At 71.5% G+C, this 16,141-nt stretch carries 15 protein-coding genes; 8 read left to right on the forward strand and 7 right to left on the reverse strand.

All coding sequences use genetic code 11. The features are described from left to right. Positions 1-47 precede the first annotated feature (47 nt). Positions 48-428: a hypothetical protein gene (locus tag O7627_RS25425; RefSeq protein ID WP_278095992.1), complete on the forward strand. Its 381-nt coding sequence runs from the start codon at positions 48-50 to the stop codon at positions 426-428. Here the strand turns inward: O7627_RS25425 and O7627_RS25430 are convergent. Next, the gene (locus O7627_RS25430; protein WP_278095993.1) at positions 411-725 is read right to left on the reverse strand and encodes a helix-turn-helix transcriptional regulator; all 315 of its coding nucleotides are present in this window, start codon (positions 723-725) and stop codon (positions 411-413) included. The genes O7627_RS25425 and O7627_RS25430 overlap by 18 nt on opposite strands. After that, positions 722-1,117: a type II toxin-antitoxin system RelE/ParE family toxin gene (locus O7627_RS25435; RefSeq protein WP_278095994.1), complete on the reverse strand. Its 396-nt coding sequence runs from the start codon at positions 1,115-1,117 to the stop codon at positions 722-724. The genes O7627_RS25430 and O7627_RS25435 overlap by 4 nt, the downstream gene beginning before the upstream one ends. Positions 1,118-1,355: 238 nt before the next feature. Between O7627_RS25435 and O7627_RS25440 the strand changes: the two genes are divergently transcribed. After that, entirely contained in the window at positions 1,356-2,267 is a 912-nt protein-coding gene (locus tag O7627_RS25440) for a ParA family protein (RefSeq protein ID WP_278095995.1), read from the forward strand. Positions 2,268-2,281: 14 nt separating this feature from the next. Further along, positions 2,282-2,701: a hypothetical protein gene (locus O7627_RS25445; RefSeq protein WP_278095996.1), complete on the forward strand. Its 420-nt coding sequence runs from the start codon at positions 2,282-2,284 to the stop codon at positions 2,699-2,701. A gap of 82 nt (positions 2,702-2,783) precedes the next feature. Here the strand turns inward: O7627_RS25445 and O7627_RS25450 are convergent, their stop codons facing one another. Continuing rightward, on the reverse strand, positions 2,784-4,925 hold the full coding sequence (locus O7627_RS25450; RefSeq protein WP_278095997.1) for an ATP-binding domain-containing protein: 2,142 nt from the start codon (positions 4,923-4,925) through the stop codon (positions 2,784-2,786). Between the two features lie 86 nt (positions 4,926-5,011). On the opposite strand from O7627_RS25450, the gene O7627_RS25455 reads away from it, so the two are divergent. Further along, positions 5,012-5,878, forward strand: a complete 867-nt coding sequence (locus O7627_RS25455; RefSeq protein WP_278095998.1) for a hypothetical protein — start codon at positions 5,012-5,014, stop codon at positions 5,876-5,878. Here O7627_RS25455 and O7627_RS25460 read toward each other — a convergent pair. Both O7627_RS25460 and O7627_RS25465 read right to left on the reverse strand, forming a co-directional pair. After that, on the reverse strand, positions 5,839-6,678 hold the full coding sequence (locus O7627_RS25460; RefSeq protein ID WP_278095999.1) for a siderophore-interacting protein: 840 nt from the start codon (positions 6,676-6,678) through the stop codon (positions 5,839-5,841). The two genes, O7627_RS25455 and O7627_RS25460, sit on opposite strands and share 40 nt — an antisense overlap. A gap of 39 nt (positions 6,679-6,717) precedes the next feature. Next, entirely contained in the window at positions 6,718-7,743 is a 1,026-nt protein-coding gene (locus tag O7627_RS25465; protein ID WP_278096000.1) for an alpha/beta hydrolase-fold protein, read from the reverse strand. Between the two features lie 64 nt (positions 7,744-7,807). On the opposite strand from O7627_RS25465, the gene O7627_RS25470 reads away from it, so the two are divergent. The 3 genes from O7627_RS25470 to O7627_RS25480 all read left to right on the forward strand — a co-directional run bounded on the left by O7627_RS25470 (position 7,808) and on the right by O7627_RS25480 (position 11,205). Beyond that, entirely contained in the window at positions 7,808-8,035 is a 228-nt protein-coding gene (locus tag O7627_RS25470; RefSeq protein WP_278096001.1) for a potassium transporter TrkA, read from the forward strand. A gap of 53 nt (positions 8,036-8,088) precedes the next feature. Continuing rightward, positions 8,089-9,579 carry a cation:proton antiporter gene (locus O7627_RS25475; RefSeq protein ID WP_278096002.1) on the forward strand — a complete coding sequence of 497 codons (1,491 nt, stop codon included), beginning with the start codon at positions 8,089-8,091 and terminating at the stop codon, positions 9,577-9,579. A 120-nt stretch (positions 9,580-9,699) separates the two neighbouring features. After that, a complete protein-coding gene (locus O7627_RS25480) occupies positions 9,700-11,205 on the forward strand; it encodes a toll/interleukin-1 receptor domain-containing protein (RefSeq protein WP_278096003.1) in 1,506 nt (501 codons plus the stop codon). A 19-nt stretch (positions 11,206-11,224) separates the two neighbouring features. On the opposite strand, the gene O7627_RS25485 is transcribed toward O7627_RS25480, so the two are convergent. After that, positions 11,225-12,496: a deoxyguanosinetriphosphate triphosphohydrolase gene (locus tag O7627_RS25485; protein WP_278096004.1), complete on the reverse strand. Its 1,272-nt coding sequence runs from the start codon at positions 12,494-12,496 to the stop codon at positions 11,225-11,227. A 263-nt stretch (positions 12,497-12,759) separates the two neighbouring features. Between O7627_RS25485 and O7627_RS25490 the strand changes: the two genes are divergently transcribed. Further along, complete coding sequence (locus O7627_RS25490) at positions 12,760-13,275, forward strand: roadblock/LC7 domain-containing protein (RefSeq protein WP_278096005.1); 516 nt, start codon at positions 12,760-12,762, stop codon at positions 13,273-13,275. A gap of 19 nt (positions 13,276-13,294) precedes the next feature. Here the strand turns inward: O7627_RS25490 and ppdK are convergent, their stop codons facing one another. After that, positions 13,295-16,009 (reverse strand): pyruvate, phosphate dikinase, encoded by a 2,715-nt coding sequence (gene ppdK, locus O7627_RS25495; RefSeq protein WP_278098431.1) that lies wholly within the window; start codon positions 16,007-16,009, stop codon positions 13,295-13,297. Between the last annotated feature and the right edge of the window lie 132 nt (positions 16,010-16,141).

Genomic DNA, 16,141 nt, shown 5'->3' on the forward strand with positions numbered 1-16,141 from the left:
CGCGCGCTCCGCGCCTCCCTGGCCCCCCTGTCCGGGAGGCAACGGAGATGACCGCGTTCGACCTGTCCCCCAGCCAGATCCGCAACCGCCGGATCCTGCTGGCCCGACGGGCCCTACGGCGGCACTGGCAACGCACCAGTACCTGCCCGGTCTGCGGCAGTCGACCCCTACCGCTCAGCCAGGCGCTGCGCTTCCGACGCCGCCACGACCCGGGCGAAAGCCGCCGTGCCATCCCGCGCCAGGATCCGCGGAACGACCCACGGTACGCACACCCCGAAGACCGGCACGCCCGCGAGATCATGGACGGCGCCCCGGGAGATCTGGCCGACCCCGGACGACGACGACCAGGACGAACTCTGACCTACAGCCTCTTGGCCGCGTCGTTCGAACCCGTCCGCAGCCGCGCGACGTCAGGCGATCTGGCGTAGGTCACTGCCGTAGTCGAAGATGATCCGCAGCCGCGCCCCCAACGCCTGCGCATACCGACTGAGCGTGGCAACCTCGTTAACGTCGAGGTCGCCGTTCTCGATCTGGCTGACCCGACCCGGGGTAACGCCCATCAGCTCGGCCACCTGGCGCTGCGTCAGCCCCAGCCGCTTACGCTCCTCCGCCAGGTGAAAGGCGTGGACCCACGCCTCAGTCCGGGCCCGCTCAACCGCGAGCGCCTCGCTGTCGCCGTCATCCAACTCGGCGCGGATGTCCTCCCAGTCGTAGAACTCGGTCATGGTCCCTCCCTCCGTTTCCTCTCGACGGCCAACCAGTTCTCGTAGGCGATCTCCGCGATCGGGATCGCCTTCCGATACCACCTCGCCCAGTCACCCGCCTTGTTCCCGGCGACGAGCAACACCGCCTGAGACCAGGGATCGAACACGAACAGCACCCGGATCGCCACATCGCGGCCGGACCTCGGTCGCAGCTCCTTGAGGTTGCTGAGCGCAGATCCGCGCAACGTGTCTACGAGCGGGCGGCCAAGGCCCGGTCCGGATTCAGCGAGCGTGTCGATGGCGATGTTCACTGCCCGGTATGTCGCCGGGTCGGCATGCCGCAGCGCCCGCAGCCACTCTCGAACGTCGGCAGTAGCCTTGATCGTCCAACGCCCAGACCGTCGGGTTGACACCTGGCAACTATAGCTCCAACTAAACAAGGCCACCACCATCCGGTCTTCTGCCCAGTCGGACGTCCCGTTGGTCAGGCCGGAGGGCGATCGCTGGGGGTGGGGCCGGGAGGCGCCGCCCCGTTGCCCGTTGGCGATCCGCCGTCCGGCGCCCGGTACGACCGGGCGTGGGAGGCGGTGGGGTGGCGCGGCGTGGCATGCTGCCCGGCATGGTGGCGGTGGCTGCGGGGCGGGGTGCCCGATGAACGTCGTGTCGGTGATCAACTACAAGGGCGGGGTGGGCAAGACCACGCTGACGGCCAACCTCGGCGCCGAGCTGGCGGCGCGTGGGCGGCGGGTGCTGCTTATCGACCTGGACCCGCAGGCCAGCCTCACCTTCTCGTTCTTCCAGCCGACCCAGTGGGAACGGGAGTTGGCCGAGGAGCGGACCATCCTGCAGTGGTTCGGCTCGGTGCTCGACACCGGGCCGACCGAACCGCTGGAGAAGTACGTCCTCACCCCGCCGGTGGTCAACGAGCTGATCGGCAGGACCGGTGAGGGCCGGCTGGACCTGGTCGCCTCGCACCTGATGATGGTCGACGTCGACCTGGACTTCGCGGCCGAGCTGGGCGGTTCCCGGTTCCAGCACGGCAGTCCGCGGTTCCTGTCGCTGCACCGGGCGCTCGCCGACGAGCTGGCGGGCGAGGCGTTCGCCGGCTACGACACCGTGTTGATCGACTGTCCGCCGAACTTCACGATGGTGACCCGGACCGGGATCGTGGCCAGCGACCACCTGCTGGTGCCGGCCCGCCCGGACTACCTCTCCACGCTTGGCATCGACTACCTGCGAAAGAAGGTCTCCGAGCTGACCCGCGACTACAACCGGGTCGCCGGCACCGCCGTGGCCCGTATCAACCCGACCATCCTCGGTGTGGTCTTCACCATGGTCCAGTACGCCAACAACGGGCCGATCGTCTCCCAGCGCAACTACCTGAACCAGCCGGACACAATCGAGGCACCGGTGTTCCGGCAGTCGATCCGCGACAACAAGACGCTGTTCGCGCCGGCCGGCGAGCAGGGCATCCCGGCCGTGCTGATCCCGGACGGCAACCCGCACGTACAGTACGAACTTCAGCAGCTCGCCAGCGAGTTCCTCGCCAAGACCCGGACCTGACCAGGAGCGCCCCCGTGACCAGTCCCGCCGACCTCACCCATGCTGTCCTGCTCCGGGTGGCGGAGTTCATCCGGGCCCTGCCGGCCGACCAGCTCGCCGCCCTGGCCGACGGCACCGCCAAACTGGAGATCGCCGGCCGGGGCCGGGCCCGCACCACCACGGCCACCCGCACCAAGGCGTCGGCCCCGCCGCCGGTCCAGCCGGAGCGGGTACGCGAAGAGCTGGCCGCGATCGGCGACCGCGCCGCTGCCGGCCGCTACCTGGAAGACCTGAAGCTCACCGTGGCGCAACTGCGGGCGCTCGCCAAGGAGCTGGGCATCGCGGTGCCGAGCAAGGCCACCAAGCCGGCGGTGCTACACGAGATCGTCCAGTGGACCGTCGGCCGCCGCCTCGACTCCGAGGCCATCAGCCGCCCCACCCCGGCCCGCGTCTGACCTACATCAACCCCGTGATCACGAAGGATCCGGTGACCTGGCGAGACCCGAATCTTACGTGATCACGGTTCGAGCGAGCCGTTCAGTCGATGTCGTCGAGGTGGCGGCAGGTTTCGGCGACGATGTCGGCGTACCGGTCGGGGGGTGCGGCGGCGCGGATCTGGCCGGCGAGGTGTTCGGCGAGCCGGTGGATGTCGCGGTTGGTGAAGGGCCGGTCGGTGGGGTCGTCCGGGTCGGGGGCGGTGATCGGCGTAAGCGGTAGCGGGTCGCCGACGCAGACCACGTCCAGGTGCCCGGTGGTGCGGGTCAGCGCCACGTAGAGCAGCCGGTGCCCGCGCGGGTCGGCGGCCACGATCTGCTCGGGCTCGACCACCACCACCGCGTCGAACTCCAGCCCCTTGGCCTCCTGCGGGCTGACCAGGTTGACCGCGCCGCCCAGCTCGCCCCGGTCGGCGCTGCTCCACTCGACCCCGTTGGCGGCCAGCGCCGCCTCCACCTCCCGGCGGCAGCCGGCCGGGCAGACGATGCCGACGAACCGGCCCTCCCGGGCGTGCCCGGTGGCGACCGCCACCACCCGGCCGGCCCGCTCGGTCAGCCCGACCACATGCACCTCAGGCTCGGCCGGGCCGTCGCGGACCACCTCCGGCGGCTGGACCGCCGGCGCGGCCACCGGCAGCAGTTGGGCAGCCAGCTGGTACGCCTGGCGCGGCACCCGGTAGCCGTAACGCAGGGCCTCGACCCGGGCCGGATGGTGGTCGGGCAGGTGCGCGGTCACCTCGTCCCAGGAGTCGCGCGCCCACGCCCCGGTGGACTGGGCCAGGTCACCGACGAGCGTCAACGCGCCGGTGGCCGACCGGCGGCCGACCGACCGCAACTGCATCGGCGACAGGTCCTGCGCCTCGTCGACCACCAGGTACGCGTACCGGCGGCCGGGGCCGTCGATCAGGTGCGCCAGCTCGTCCAGGAGCGGCAGGTCGGCGTCGGACCAGACCTCGTGGGAGAGCCGGTCGGCGCCCGGCCGGTGCAGCCACGCCACCTCCTCGGCGGTGAAGTCGGCACCGGCGGCGGCCCGCAGCCGGGGCCGGGAGCCGAACAGGTCGCGCAGGAACGCGGCCGGGGACTGCTGCGGCCAGAGCCGCTCGACCAGGTTGGCGACCTCCGGCCGGCCGGCCGGGTCGGCGGCGCCCCGGTCGGTGAGCAGCTGCGCCAGCCGGTCCCGGAACAGTTGCCGGCGGCCCGCGTACGGCAGGTCGGCGCGGTCAGCGGCGGCGATCGCCTCGGCGATCTCGGCACCGGGCAGGGTGACGAACCGGCCGGCCAGCAGCAGCCGCTCGGCCGGCTCCGGGGCGCCGATCCTGGCGCGCAGGGCGCGGGCCAGCAGCCCGGCGAGGCGGGCCTCGCCCTTGAGGCGGCTCACCTCGGGCGCCTCCGACCGGCCGCGGGGCACGTCCGGGGCGAGCCGGCCGATGTCGCGCAGCTCCACCTCGCCGTCACCGAGTCCGGGTAGGACGGTGCCGATGTAGCGGATGAAGGTGGGATGCGGCCCGACCACCAGCACGTCGGCCGGGTTCAGGTCGCGGTGGTTGAACAGCAGCCAGGAGACCCGGTGCAGGGCCACGGCGGTCTTGCCGGTGCCGGGTCCGCCCTCGATGACCAGCACCTGGTCCCGGTCGGCGCGGATCACGTCGAACTGGGCGGCCTGGATGGTGGCCACGATGTCGCGCATCGCGCCGGTGCGGCCCCGGGCCAGCTCACCGAGCAGGTGCGGATCGACCGACCCGACCCGCTGCCCGTCGTCGAGCGCCGCCGCGATCTCGGCGTACACCAGTTCGGTGAAGTCCTCGATGGTGTTGCCCTGGCAGGTGTAGGTGCGGCGGCTGGCCAGCCCGCACGGGTCGGCGGGGCTGGCCCGGAAGTAGGGTTCGGCGGCGGGGGTCTGCCAGTTGACCACCAGGATCTCGCCGTCGGTGTCGCGGATCAGGTGCCGGCCCAGGTAGACGCGCTCGCCGTCGCCGTCGACGATGCGTCCGAAGGCGACCGCGTCGTCGGCGCCGCCGATGGCCCGGCCGGCCGCTTCGGCGTACCTGTGCAGGTAGCCGGCGGCGCCCTTGTTCGCCGCCGCCTTCGCGACCTCGGCCAGGCCGTCGAGCTTGCGGGCCCGGTGCTTCGCCGCGGCGTCGAAGTAGGACTGCTCGGCGGCGATCTCGGTCGTCCTGGCGTTCACACCCGCTCCCCTCCCCGACTGATCGGGACACGGTACCGTCGCGGTCGGCCGGCCGGCACCGGCCCGACGGCGGAAGGGGCGCGACGGTGGGTACCGATCCGGACATCGATCTCACGGTCGCACTCACCGAGTACGAGCGGCTGACCGAGGCGCGCCGGTCGATCCAGGACAACTCGACCGCCCGGTTCAACTTCTTCCTGGCCGTGGCGTCGGCCGCCACGGCGGTCTCGGCCGGCCTGGTCGGCACCGCCGCCCGGTTCAGCCCGGTACGCGCCGGGGTGGTGGCCTCGATCGGCGGGCTGGTGCTGCTGTTGGGCCTGAGCGTATTCGTCCGGCAGGTGGAGTTCAACGACCGGCACCGGCGGTACGCGGTCGCGATGACGGCGCTGCGGACCTACCTGCTGCGGCGGACGCCCGGGGTGGCGCCGTACGTGTTGATGCCGACGCTGGACGATCCGGGTCCGTTCGCGAAGGAGCCGTTCCGCCGGCACTGGCTGCGGGACGCGGTCGGGCTGGCCGGCACGGTGGGGCTGCTCAACAGCGCGCTGCTCGGGGTGGGCGCGGCCACGGCGGTGCTGACGGCCGGTCCGCCCTGGCTGGCCGTCGGCGCCGGGGTGGCGGTGCTGGCCGGGTCGGTGGCCGCGCACGTCGGCTACGTGCGTGGCCGGGTCGCCAGGTCGGCTGCGGAGGTGGGCACGGTGCTGAGCCGCCGCCCCGAGCTGGCGCCGGCCGGCAAGCCGGCACAACCGGCTCAAGCCGGCAACCCGGCACAACCGGCTCAAGCCGGCAACCCGGCACAACCGGCTCAAGCCGGCAAGCCCGCACAACCGGCTCAGACCGCCGGGCCGACGCAACCGGATCAAACCGGCGAGGCGGCACGACCGGATCAGACCGGTGCGCCGGAGGACTCAGCTCAGACCGGGACGGCGCGGGCCTCTTCCTCCTCGACCTGACGGTTCCACTCGGCCTTTGACGACTGCCAGCCGTCCTCGTCGGCGCCGCGTCGCCAGTAGCCGGAGATGGAGAGCTGGTCGCGGCGCAGGCCGCGTTCGACGCGCAGCAACTTGCGCAGTTCGCGGACGAAGGTCGCCTCGCCGTGCACGAAGGCGAGCACCTCACCGGGCGGGAACTCCAGTGCCCGGACGGCGGCCACCAGCGCGGCGCCGATCGGCCGGTGGCCGCGGTGCACCCAGACGATCTCGGCCTGCCCGGCGGTGGTCAGGGGCTGCTCCTCGGCGGGGCCGGCCACCTCGATGAAGACCCGGGCCGGGGCGCCGGCCGGCAGCTGCTCCACCGAGGCGGCGATGGCCGGCAGTGCGCTCTCGTCGCCGACCAGCAGGTGCCAGTCGGCGTCCGGGGTGGGCGCGTACGCGCCGCCGGGGCCGAGGAACATTAGCTGGTCGCCGGGGTTGGCCCGGGCGGCCCAGGGGCCGGCGAGCCCGTGGTCGCCGTGGTAGACAAAGTCGATGGTGAGCTGCCGGGCGACCGGGTCCCAGGCCCGCACGGTGTAGGTGCGGGTCCGCGGCCACTGCTCGCGTGGCAGGTCCCGGCGGATCGCGTCCAGGTCGAACGGCGTGGGGTACGCGACACCCGGCTGCGGGAACAGCAGCTTCACGTAATGGTCCGTGTACGCCCCGGCGGTGAAGCCGGTGAGCGGGCCGCCCAGCACCACCCGGATCATGTGCGGGGTGAGCCGTTCCGTACGCAGCACGGTGGCCTGATGCACCTGGGTCCTGTTCTTCCGGTCCGCCATGATTGTTAGGCTACCCTCAGAATCCTGGTCGAATCCGATTCAGCGTTCGAGCTGGTGGGACAGCCAGCTCAGGGCCAGTGGATAGCGGTAGTCGATCGCGCCGTGACCGGCGTCGAAAAGCTCGAACCGGATCCGCTCGGCCGGTACGCCGATCCGCTCCAGCCCGATCCGGAACGCCTCGGCCCCCAGGTCCAGGTACCACTCGTCGCGGGTGCCGGCGTCGATCCAGATGGCCCGCTGGCTGTGCAGCGCCTCGGCGTACCGGTCGATCATCCGGACCGGGTCCCAGGCCAGCCAGCGCTGCCACACGTCCGGGCGGGGTGCCCCGGTGCGGGGGTCGAACGGCAGTTCGGGGGTGCCGTCCGGGCCGGCCGAGAAGCACGCCGAGCAGCCGAGCAGCATCAGCAGGTTCTGGTCGGCCTCCTTGGTGAAGGCGGTGCGGGACCGGAAGTCGGCCCACCAGTTGCCGATGTCGTGGTCGTAGTCGCGCAACTGCCGGGCGGCGGGGCCGAACAGCGGCAGGTAGCACAGCTCGTAGAGGGTGTCGCCGGCGTGCGTGGCGAACGCCCCGAACAGGTCCGGCCGCAGCATCGGCGTGATCATGGCGCCGAAGCCGCCGGAGGACTTGCCGGCGATGGCCCGGGAGGCGGGCGCCGCGATGGTCCGGTACCGGGCGTCCACCCAGGGCACCACCTCGTCGCAGAGGTACGAGTGGTAGGCGCCGGTGCCGGCCGAGTCGACGAACTGCGACCCGCCGTAGCCGGTCCAGGCGTCGACGTAGACCACCACGCAGCCGGGTGCTTCACCGCTGGCGAAGACCTCGTCGGCGGTCTCGATGAACGGTCGCCGGTACGGCGTCCGGTTGGCCCACATGGTGACCTGCCCGGTGTAGCCCTGGATGACGTAGACCGTCGGGTAGCGGTCGGTGCCGTCGTCGTAGCCGGGTGGCAGGTAGACCCAGATCGGTCGCTGGTGCGGGTCGCCCAGCGGGTTGTCGCGCAGCAGGGTGGAGTCGATGACGGTGCGGTCGAGTCGGCCGGCGAGTTCGGCGTCCCAGGGCAGCATGCCGCCCAGTCAACCACTTGCGCGTACGCTGTGGGACGGGTCAGCGTCAGGGGCGGGAGAGGTCATGGGCCAGGGCGTACACATGCAGGAGCTACCGGGCATCGGCAAGCGCTACGACATCGACCTGGGCCGGGGCGGCGACCGGGTATCGGTGGTGGTGCGCCGGGACGGCACCCGCGACCTCTACGTCTTCACCACCCGCTCGGAGGATCCGACCGCGGTGATCGAGCTGAGCGAGGAACAGGCGCGCAAGGTGAGTGCGGTGCTCTCCGGGACCTTCTTTGAGGCCTAGCACAACCAGGCCCCGCACAACCGGGCTCAGCACAACCGGCGGGGGGCGCCAGCATGCACGCTGACCTGGTCGGTTTCGGGGCGATCGTGTTGATCGCCGGGCTGCTGGCTCGCGGCGGCCGGCGGTTCGGCCTGCCGACGGTGCCGTTCTACATGCTCACCGGCATCCTGCTCGGCCCCGGTACGCCCGGCCCGGTGCTGATCGAGCACCCGGAGGATCTGACGCTGCTGGCGTCGCTCGGCCTGGTCCTGCTGCTGTTCCACCTGGGTGTCGAGTTCCCGTTGCAGCAGGTGCTGGGGAGCGGCAGGCGGCTGTTCCTGGCGGCCGGCTGCTACATCGGCATGAACGTCGGCGCGGGGCTGTTGCTCGGCTTCGCGCTGGGTTGGGGGACGTCCGAGGCGCTGGTGATCGGCGGGGCGCTCGGCATCTCGTCGTCGGCGATCGCCACCAAGCTGCTCATCGAGCTGCGCCGGCTGACCAATGCGGAGACGCCGGTCATCCTCGGCATCATCGTGATCGAGGATCTGTTCCTGGCGTTCTATCTGGCGCTGCTGTCGCCGGTCCTCTCCGACGCCGGCTCCGCCGGTGAGCTGGCGCTCGACATCGCGACGAGCTTCGGCTACCTGCTGCTGCTGTTCGTGGTGGCCCGGTTCGGCGCGCGGTGGATCGGCCGGCTGATCGACAGCCGCGAGGACGAGCTGCTGGCGATCGCGATGGTCGGCCTGGTCGTGCTGGTGGCGGGGTTGTCGGCCGACGTCGGTGTCTCGGACGCGATCGGCGCCCTGATGATCGGCCTGGTGATTTCCCGGACCTCGGTGCGGGAGCGGGTGGAGCGGCTGGTGACCCCGCTGCGGGACGTCTTCGCGGCGGTCTTCTTCGTGGCGTTCGGGTTGAGCATCGACGTCGGCGCGTTCGGGGCGGTGGCGGTGCCGGCGCTGCTGGCGGTGCTGCTCACCCTGGTCGTGAACATCAGCGCCGGCCTGGTCACCGGGGCGTTGTTCGGCTTCAACCAGCGGGGCGCGGCGAATGTCGGGCTGACCGTGCTCGGCCGGGGCGAGTTCTCGCTGATCCTGGCGACGATGGCGCTCGCCGCCGGGCTGGACGACCGGATCGGGCCGTTCGTCGCGCTCTATGTGCTGGTGCTGGCGGTGCTCAGCCCGATGCTGGCCGCCCGGTCGCGGTATCTGGCCCGGGTCATCCCGGACCGGCTGCTGCGCAACCGGTGGCGGTACGTGCGCGAGGAGACGATGAGCACGGCCTGCACGCACCTGGACCGGATCCAGATCACCGAGACCGACGAGGAGTCCTGCTCGCTCTGCGAGGAGACCGGGGACGACTGGGTGCATCTGCGGATGTGCCTGTCCTGCGGCGCGGTGCGGTGCTGCGACGACTCGGTGAACAAGCACGCCACCGCCCACTTCCACGAGACCGGCCATCCGCTGATCCGGACTCTGGAGCCGGGCGAGGACTGGCGGTACTGCTACATCGACCAGACGCTGGTCCGCGAGCCGATGGGGTCGGCCACCACCACCGACCACACCTGACTTCGCGCCAGCTTGACGAGAACCCCGCCACAAGTTACCGTCGAGTCAGGCTTCTCGTCGCAACGACGCGAATTCCGGAGCGGCGACCTCTTCGATCAGCGACGGCTGCGGAGGCGGACCATGGAACAGCTCGACGGCATCCCCGGGACTTCCGGACCGGCATCTGACCCGGGCCTGCTCCACATCCCGACCTACCTGTGCCACAGCTACCGGCCAGCTGACCGGGACGTCAACCAGTACTTCCACGACCTGTGCTGGGACGAGGGTTTCGCCTTCACCGTCGACTCGCCGCTGCGCCGGCTCTCCACCACCCGGCTGGAGATGATGATGCGCTCCAGCGCCGCCTTCCTGGCCGTGGTCACCCGCCGCGAGGACCAGCCGCACTACCGCTGCTCGCCGTACATGGTCTACGAGCACGGCCTGGCGGTGCAGGCGCACAAGCCCCGGCTGGTGCTGCTGGAACGCAACGTCTCCGGCTCGCACTTCCCGCAGTCCCAGCACACGCTGGTGTTCGACCGCAACACGCTGCGGCGCAGCCGCGACGAGATCCGGGCCAAGCTGCGGCTGCTCGCCGCCGAGAGCCGGGCGTACGTCAACATCGGCAACCGGGCGCTCGGCGACGTCGGCCTGCTGCTGCCGGCCACCACGCGCCACCGGGCCGCCGCCGAGGTGATCCGGGAGCTGCTGGACGAGGCCGGCTACACCGCCGTCGACCTGGACCTCGACGACCTGGACAGCGCCCGGATGGCGACCCAGCTGGACCGGCTGGACTTCGTCGTCGGCGAGATCGGCGACCCGGACCTGGCCCAGCAGATGGCGTACCTGCAGGGCCGGTTCGTCCCGTCGATAAAGCTGCAGCACCAGCCGCCGACCCGGCCGAGCGCCAGCATCCCCCGCCTGTTCCTGGACCGTTCCCTGGAGATGGCCGGCTCGGCCGGTGAGGCGGTGCTGCGCTGGAGCGATCCCGACCAGCTCCGCCGGGAGCTGCGCGAGCGGATCCGCGAGCTGTCGGAGTCGCGCAGCGAGTTCGCCACCAAGGACGAGGGTACGGCGTACTTCCGCAGCCTCGGGCAGATCCGGGGACCGGTCTTCGTCAGCAACGCCGGCGCCGACAACGGCCTGGCCCGGGGCATCGTCGACCGGCTGCGCGGCTACAACATCCGGCCCTTCCACTACATGTACGAGAACAGCATCCGACCCGGCGAGTTCTGGAAGAACGAGCTGCCCCGCAAGGTCGCCGAGAGCCGGGTCTTCGTGCCGCTGATCAGCCAGGCGTACTGGAAGAGCGACTACTGCCGGCAGGAGTTCGAGACCGCGCTGGAGCTGCACCGGCAGCGCAAGCTGCTGATGGTGCCCTGCTTCCTCGGCCAGTCCGACGGCCCGGAGATCGAGGTGCACGGCATCTCCCTCGTCGATCTGCGCGACGCCGAGCGGATCGAGCGGATCGTGGCCTATCTGGACGGTGAGCTGCTGGTGCCGGGCGGTCCGGATGTGCCGCCGACCCGGGCGGCCGACCGCGACGGGCCGTCGCCCCGGCTCGGCCTGGAGATCACCATCGCCCCGCCACCGGACTACGACGATCTCTACCGGCGCCTCAAGCGCCCCGACCAGAACGACAAGCCCTGATCGACACGAGCCGGCCGGGTCAGCCGGCGCCGAGGCGGCGGTGCCACTCCACCGCCGCCGGGTCGGTGAGCGAGGCCACCTGGTCGATCACCACCCGCAGCCGGGCCGGGTCGTCCGGCGCGGCCTTCCACAGTACGGAGAAGACCGGGTCCAGGCGGTCGGGCGCCCGCGCGGTCAGCCCGTGCACCAGGTCGGTGAGCAGTTCCCGCTGCCGCTCGTAGTGCCACAGCGCCCCTGGCCGGCGCATCACGTACCGCAGGGCCATCCCCTTGAGCAGGGCGCACTGGGCGCGGACCGGCCTGGGCACCACCAGGTCCGCCGCGTAGCGGCGTAGCGGCCGGCGACCGAACCGTTCCCGGGTGGCGGCCACCGCGGCGGCCACGAACCGTCCAGTCAGGACACTCGTCGCCGACTTCAACGCCGCCTGCGCCCGGTGGCTGCCGTCGTAGCCGACCAGCGGGGTCAGCACCGGATCGTCGAGCAGCCCGCGCAGCGCCTCGGCCAGGTCCTCGGCCGGTTCGGTGGAGTAGCTGGCGGCCACGTCGGCGCAGAGCGCGGCCCGCTCGTCCGGGTCGTCGCGCAGCGGGGCGAGCCGCAGGTAGCCGCCGTGGATGCCGTCCTCCACGTCGTGCACCGAGTAGGCCACGTCGTCGGCCCAGTCCATCACCTGCGCCTCCAGGCAGCGCCGCTGACCGGGCGCACCCTCGCGCAGCCAGCCGAAGACCTCGGCGTCGTCGGCGTAGTGGCCGAACTTGCGCTGGCCGGGTCGGCGCGGCCACGGGTATTTGCAGGTCGCGTCGAGCGAGGCCCGGGTCAGGTTGAGCCCCGCGGAGGCCCCGTCCGGCCCGACCACCTTGGCCTCCAATCGGGTGAGTACGCGCAGCGTCTGCGCGTTGCCCTCGAACCCGCCGCAGTTGCGGGCCAACGCGTCCAGGGCGTCCTCCCCGTTGTGCCCGAACGGCGGGTGGCCGAGGTCGTGCGCCAGCCCGGCGACGTCCACCACGTCGGGGTCGCAGCCGAGCCAGCCGCCCATCTCGCGGGCGATCTGGGCGACCTCCAGCGAGTGGGTCAACCGGGTACGCAGGAAGTCGTCGGTGCCGGCGGTGTGCACCTGGGTTCGGGCCGCCAGCCGGCGGAAGCCGGCCGAGTGCAGCACCCGGGCCCGGTCCCGCTGGTAGGGGCCGCGCCGGTAGGCGTCCGGATCGGCGGCGGCCGGCGCGTACCCGAGGTCCTTCGCCGCCTCGGGGACCCAGCGTTCCTGGTCGGCGCCGGGGTCGGGGTTGCCCGTCAACGCGGCCCTTCCTTCCCTGTCGGAGTGTCCTCAGGCTACGCCGAGATCATCGGTAACTGCGCCGTAACATTCCGTGGTTCTGAGTATCGCAAAACGTGAATACACAAGAGCCGATCAGTTGATAGTTGCTGTCCGATCTCTGACGGTGACGGGTCGCAATCAAGAATGGCCGGGTGTAGCGTGCCGGAAGCGGAACGTTATTGGTGACGACCGGGGGCGGCGTTCGCGGCGTTCCGCCACAAGACCAGTGAGGAGAGACGCCAGTGGACGCTCACGCCGCCATGCTGGCCGAACTGCACCGGCTACGCCGCCGGATGCCCGATGTCTCCGGCACCGTCCTGGCGGATCTCGACGGCCTGCTGGTCGTCAGCGACCTGCCGGGGATCGACGCCCAGAACGTCGCCGCGCTCTCCGCAGCCGGCGTCGGCATCGGTCACCGGTTCGCGCAGATCGTCGGGCACGGTCCGCTGCGCGAGTCGATCATCCAGGCCACCGGCGGCTGGGTGATCTGCTACCCGGCCGGGCACGCGCTGCTGACCGTGGTCGCGTTCCCGGTCGCCGACCTGAGCCGGCTGCATCCCGAGGCCCGCGCGGTGGCGCAGCGGCTCGGCGCCCTGTGGGACCCAGTGCGGACCGTCGACGACCGGGTCGGCGGGTCCCAACTCGCGGACCCGCACGCCCCGCTGGCCGTCCGGACCCCGATGGCGTCGCTGCCGGTGGACCGCCTCGGCGGCCCGTACGGCGGCGAGCGGCACCACCGCTACCCGGGTACCTACTGACGCCGGACGCGCCGGCCGGTCAGCGGCTGTCGGAGCCGACCGACTCCGCCATCGCCCGGCCGGCCTCCAGCCTGGCCACCGGCACCCGGAAGGGCGAGCAGGAGACGTAGTCCAACCCCACCTCGTGGAAGAAGTGCACCGACTCCGGGTCGCCGCCGTGCTCCCCGCAGATCCCGAGCTTGAGGCCCGGCCGGGCCGCCCGGCCCTCCTGCGCGGCGATCCGGATCAACCGGCCGACCCCGTCGACGTCGATCGACTCGAACGGTGAGATGCCGAAGATGCCCAGCTCCAGGTAGCGCCAGAAGAACGCGCCCTCCACGTCGTCGCGGGAGAACCCCCAGCCCATCTGGGTCAGGTCGTTGGTGCCGAAGGAGAAGAACTGGGCCGCCTCGGCGATCTGGCCGGCGGTGAGTGCCGCCCGGGGCACCTCGATCATCGTGCCGATCAGCACCTCTACGCCACTGTCGCCAACCACCTCGGCGATGATCTTCTCGGCCTCGGCGCGGACCGTCTCCAGCTCCTGCACCGCACCGACCAGCGGCACCATGATCTCCGGCTTGGCCACCCGGCCGTCCCGGGCGCACTCGACCGCCGCCTCCACGATGGCGCGTACCTGCATGGCGAACAGGCCGGGGATGACCAGCCCGAGGCGTACCCCGCGCAGGCCGAGCATCGGGTTCTGCTCGTGCATCCGGCGCACCGCCGACAGCAGCGCCTCCTCCTTGGCCACGTCCTCGCCGCGCTCCTGGGCGACCGCCACGTTCACCGCCAACTCCTCCAGCGGCGGCAGGAACTCGTGCAGCGGCGGGTCGATCAGCCGGACGGTGACCGGCAACCCGTCCATCTCCCGGAAGATCTCCACGAAGTCGGCCCGCTGCAACGGCAGCAGCGCGGCCAGCGCCGCCGACCGGTCGGCCTCGGTGCGGGCCAGGATCAGCTTCTCCACCAGCTCGCGCCGGTCGCCGAGGAACATGTGCTCGGTGCGGCACAGGCCGATCCCCTCGGCCCCGAACCGCCGCGCCCGGGCCGCGTCCGCGCCGGTGTCGGCGTTCGTGCGGACCCGCAGCCGCCGCAGCCCGTCGGCGTGCGTCATGATCCGGTGTACGGCGGCAACCAGCGGATCGGTCGCCTCCTGCGGGGACAGCTCGCCCTCGAAGTAGCGGACCACCTCGGACGGGCAGACCGGCACCTCGCCGAGGTAGATGTTGCCGGTGGTGCCGTCGATGGAGACCACGTCGCCCTCGGTGACGGTCTGGCCGCGTACCAGGATGCGCTTTTCGCGGACGTTGACGTCCAGGTCGTCGGCGCCGCAGACGCAGGTCTTGCCCATCCCCCGGGCCACCACGGCGGCGTGGCTGGTCTTGCCGCCGCGCGAGGTGAGGATGCCCTGCGCGGCGATCATGCCGGGCAGGTCGTCCGGGTTGGTCTCCCGGCGGACCAGGATCACCTGTTCGCCCTGGGCGGCCAGCTCGACCGCACGGGCGCCGGTGAAGACCACCTTGCCGACCGCCGCGCCGGGCGAGGCGCCGATCCCCCGGGCCACCAACTCCTGGGTGTGGTCGCCGTCGAAGCGCGGGAACATCAGCTGGGCGAGCTGCGCCCCGTTGACCCGGTGCAGCGCCTCGTCCAGGTCGATGATGCCCTCGTCGACGAGCTGGGCGGCGATCACGAATGCGGCGGCGGCGGTGCGCTTGCCGACCCGGGTCTGCAGCATCCAGAGCTTGCCGCGCTCGATGGTGAACTCGATGTCGCAGAGGTCCCGGTAGTGCTCCTCCAGCCGGGACATGATGCCGAGCAGTTCGTCGTACGACCGCTTGTCCAGCTCTTCGAGCTGCTGCAGCGGGACGGTGTTGCGGATGCCGGCCACCACGTCCTCGCCCTGCGCGTTGGCCAGGTAGTCGCCGTAGATGCCCTGCGCGCCGCTGGCCGGGTCGCGGGTGAACGCGACGCCGGTGCCGGAGTCCGGCCCGAGGTTGCCGAAGACCATCGCGACCACGTTGACGGCGGTGCCGAGGTCGGTGGGGATGCGTTCCTGCCGGCGGTAGAGCACGGCGCGGTCGGCGTTCCAGGAGTCGAAGACCGCGTTGACGGTCAGGTCGAGCTGCTCGCGCGGCTCCTGCGGGAACTCCCGCCCGGTGTGCTTGGAAAAAATCTTCTTGTACGCGTCGACAAGTCCACGCAGGTCGTCGGCGTCCAGGTCGAGGTCGTTGGTGGTGCCCTTGGCGCGCTTGGCCTCGTCGAGGGCGTGTTCGAACTCCTCGCCAGGCACCTCGCAGACGGTCTTGCCGAACATCTGGATCAGCCGCCGGTAGGAGTCCCAGGCGAACCGGTCGTTGCCGCCGGCCTGGGCGGCCAGCCCGGTCACGCTGGCGTCGTTGAGCCCGACGTTCAGGACGGTCTCCATCATGCCGGGCATCGAGAACTTGGCGCCGGAGCGGACCGAGACCAGCAGCGGGTCGGCGGGGTCGCCGAGCCGCTTGCCCATCTTGTCTTCCAGCGCGGTGAGGTAGCCGGTGATCTGGTCGGCCAGGCCGTCCGGCGCGGCGCCGGTGGCGAGGTACGCCTGGCAGGCTTCGGTGGTGATGGTGAATCCGGGAGGCACGGGCAACCCGAGGTTCGTCATTTCCGCGAGATTCGCGCCCTTGCCGCCGAGCAGATCCCGCAGGTCCTTGTTCCCCTCGGCAAAGTCATAGATGTACTTGGATTCCGCGGTCGCTTTCCGAGTTGCCACCAGAGCCTCCCACGCACGCCGGTTCGGCACTGAACCATGGTTCAGTTGTGCTGCGTACCCCCCAGACGAGCACCCTTACCAGGGAACTTTTGCCATTGGTGGGCGAAGGTTAAGCGACCTGGCGGCAAGTCGCGA

This window comes from Solwaraspora sp. WMMD1047, from assembly GCF_029626155.1.
Lineage (GTDB): Bacteria > Actinomycetota > Actinomycetes > Mycobacteriales > Micromonosporaceae > WMMD1047.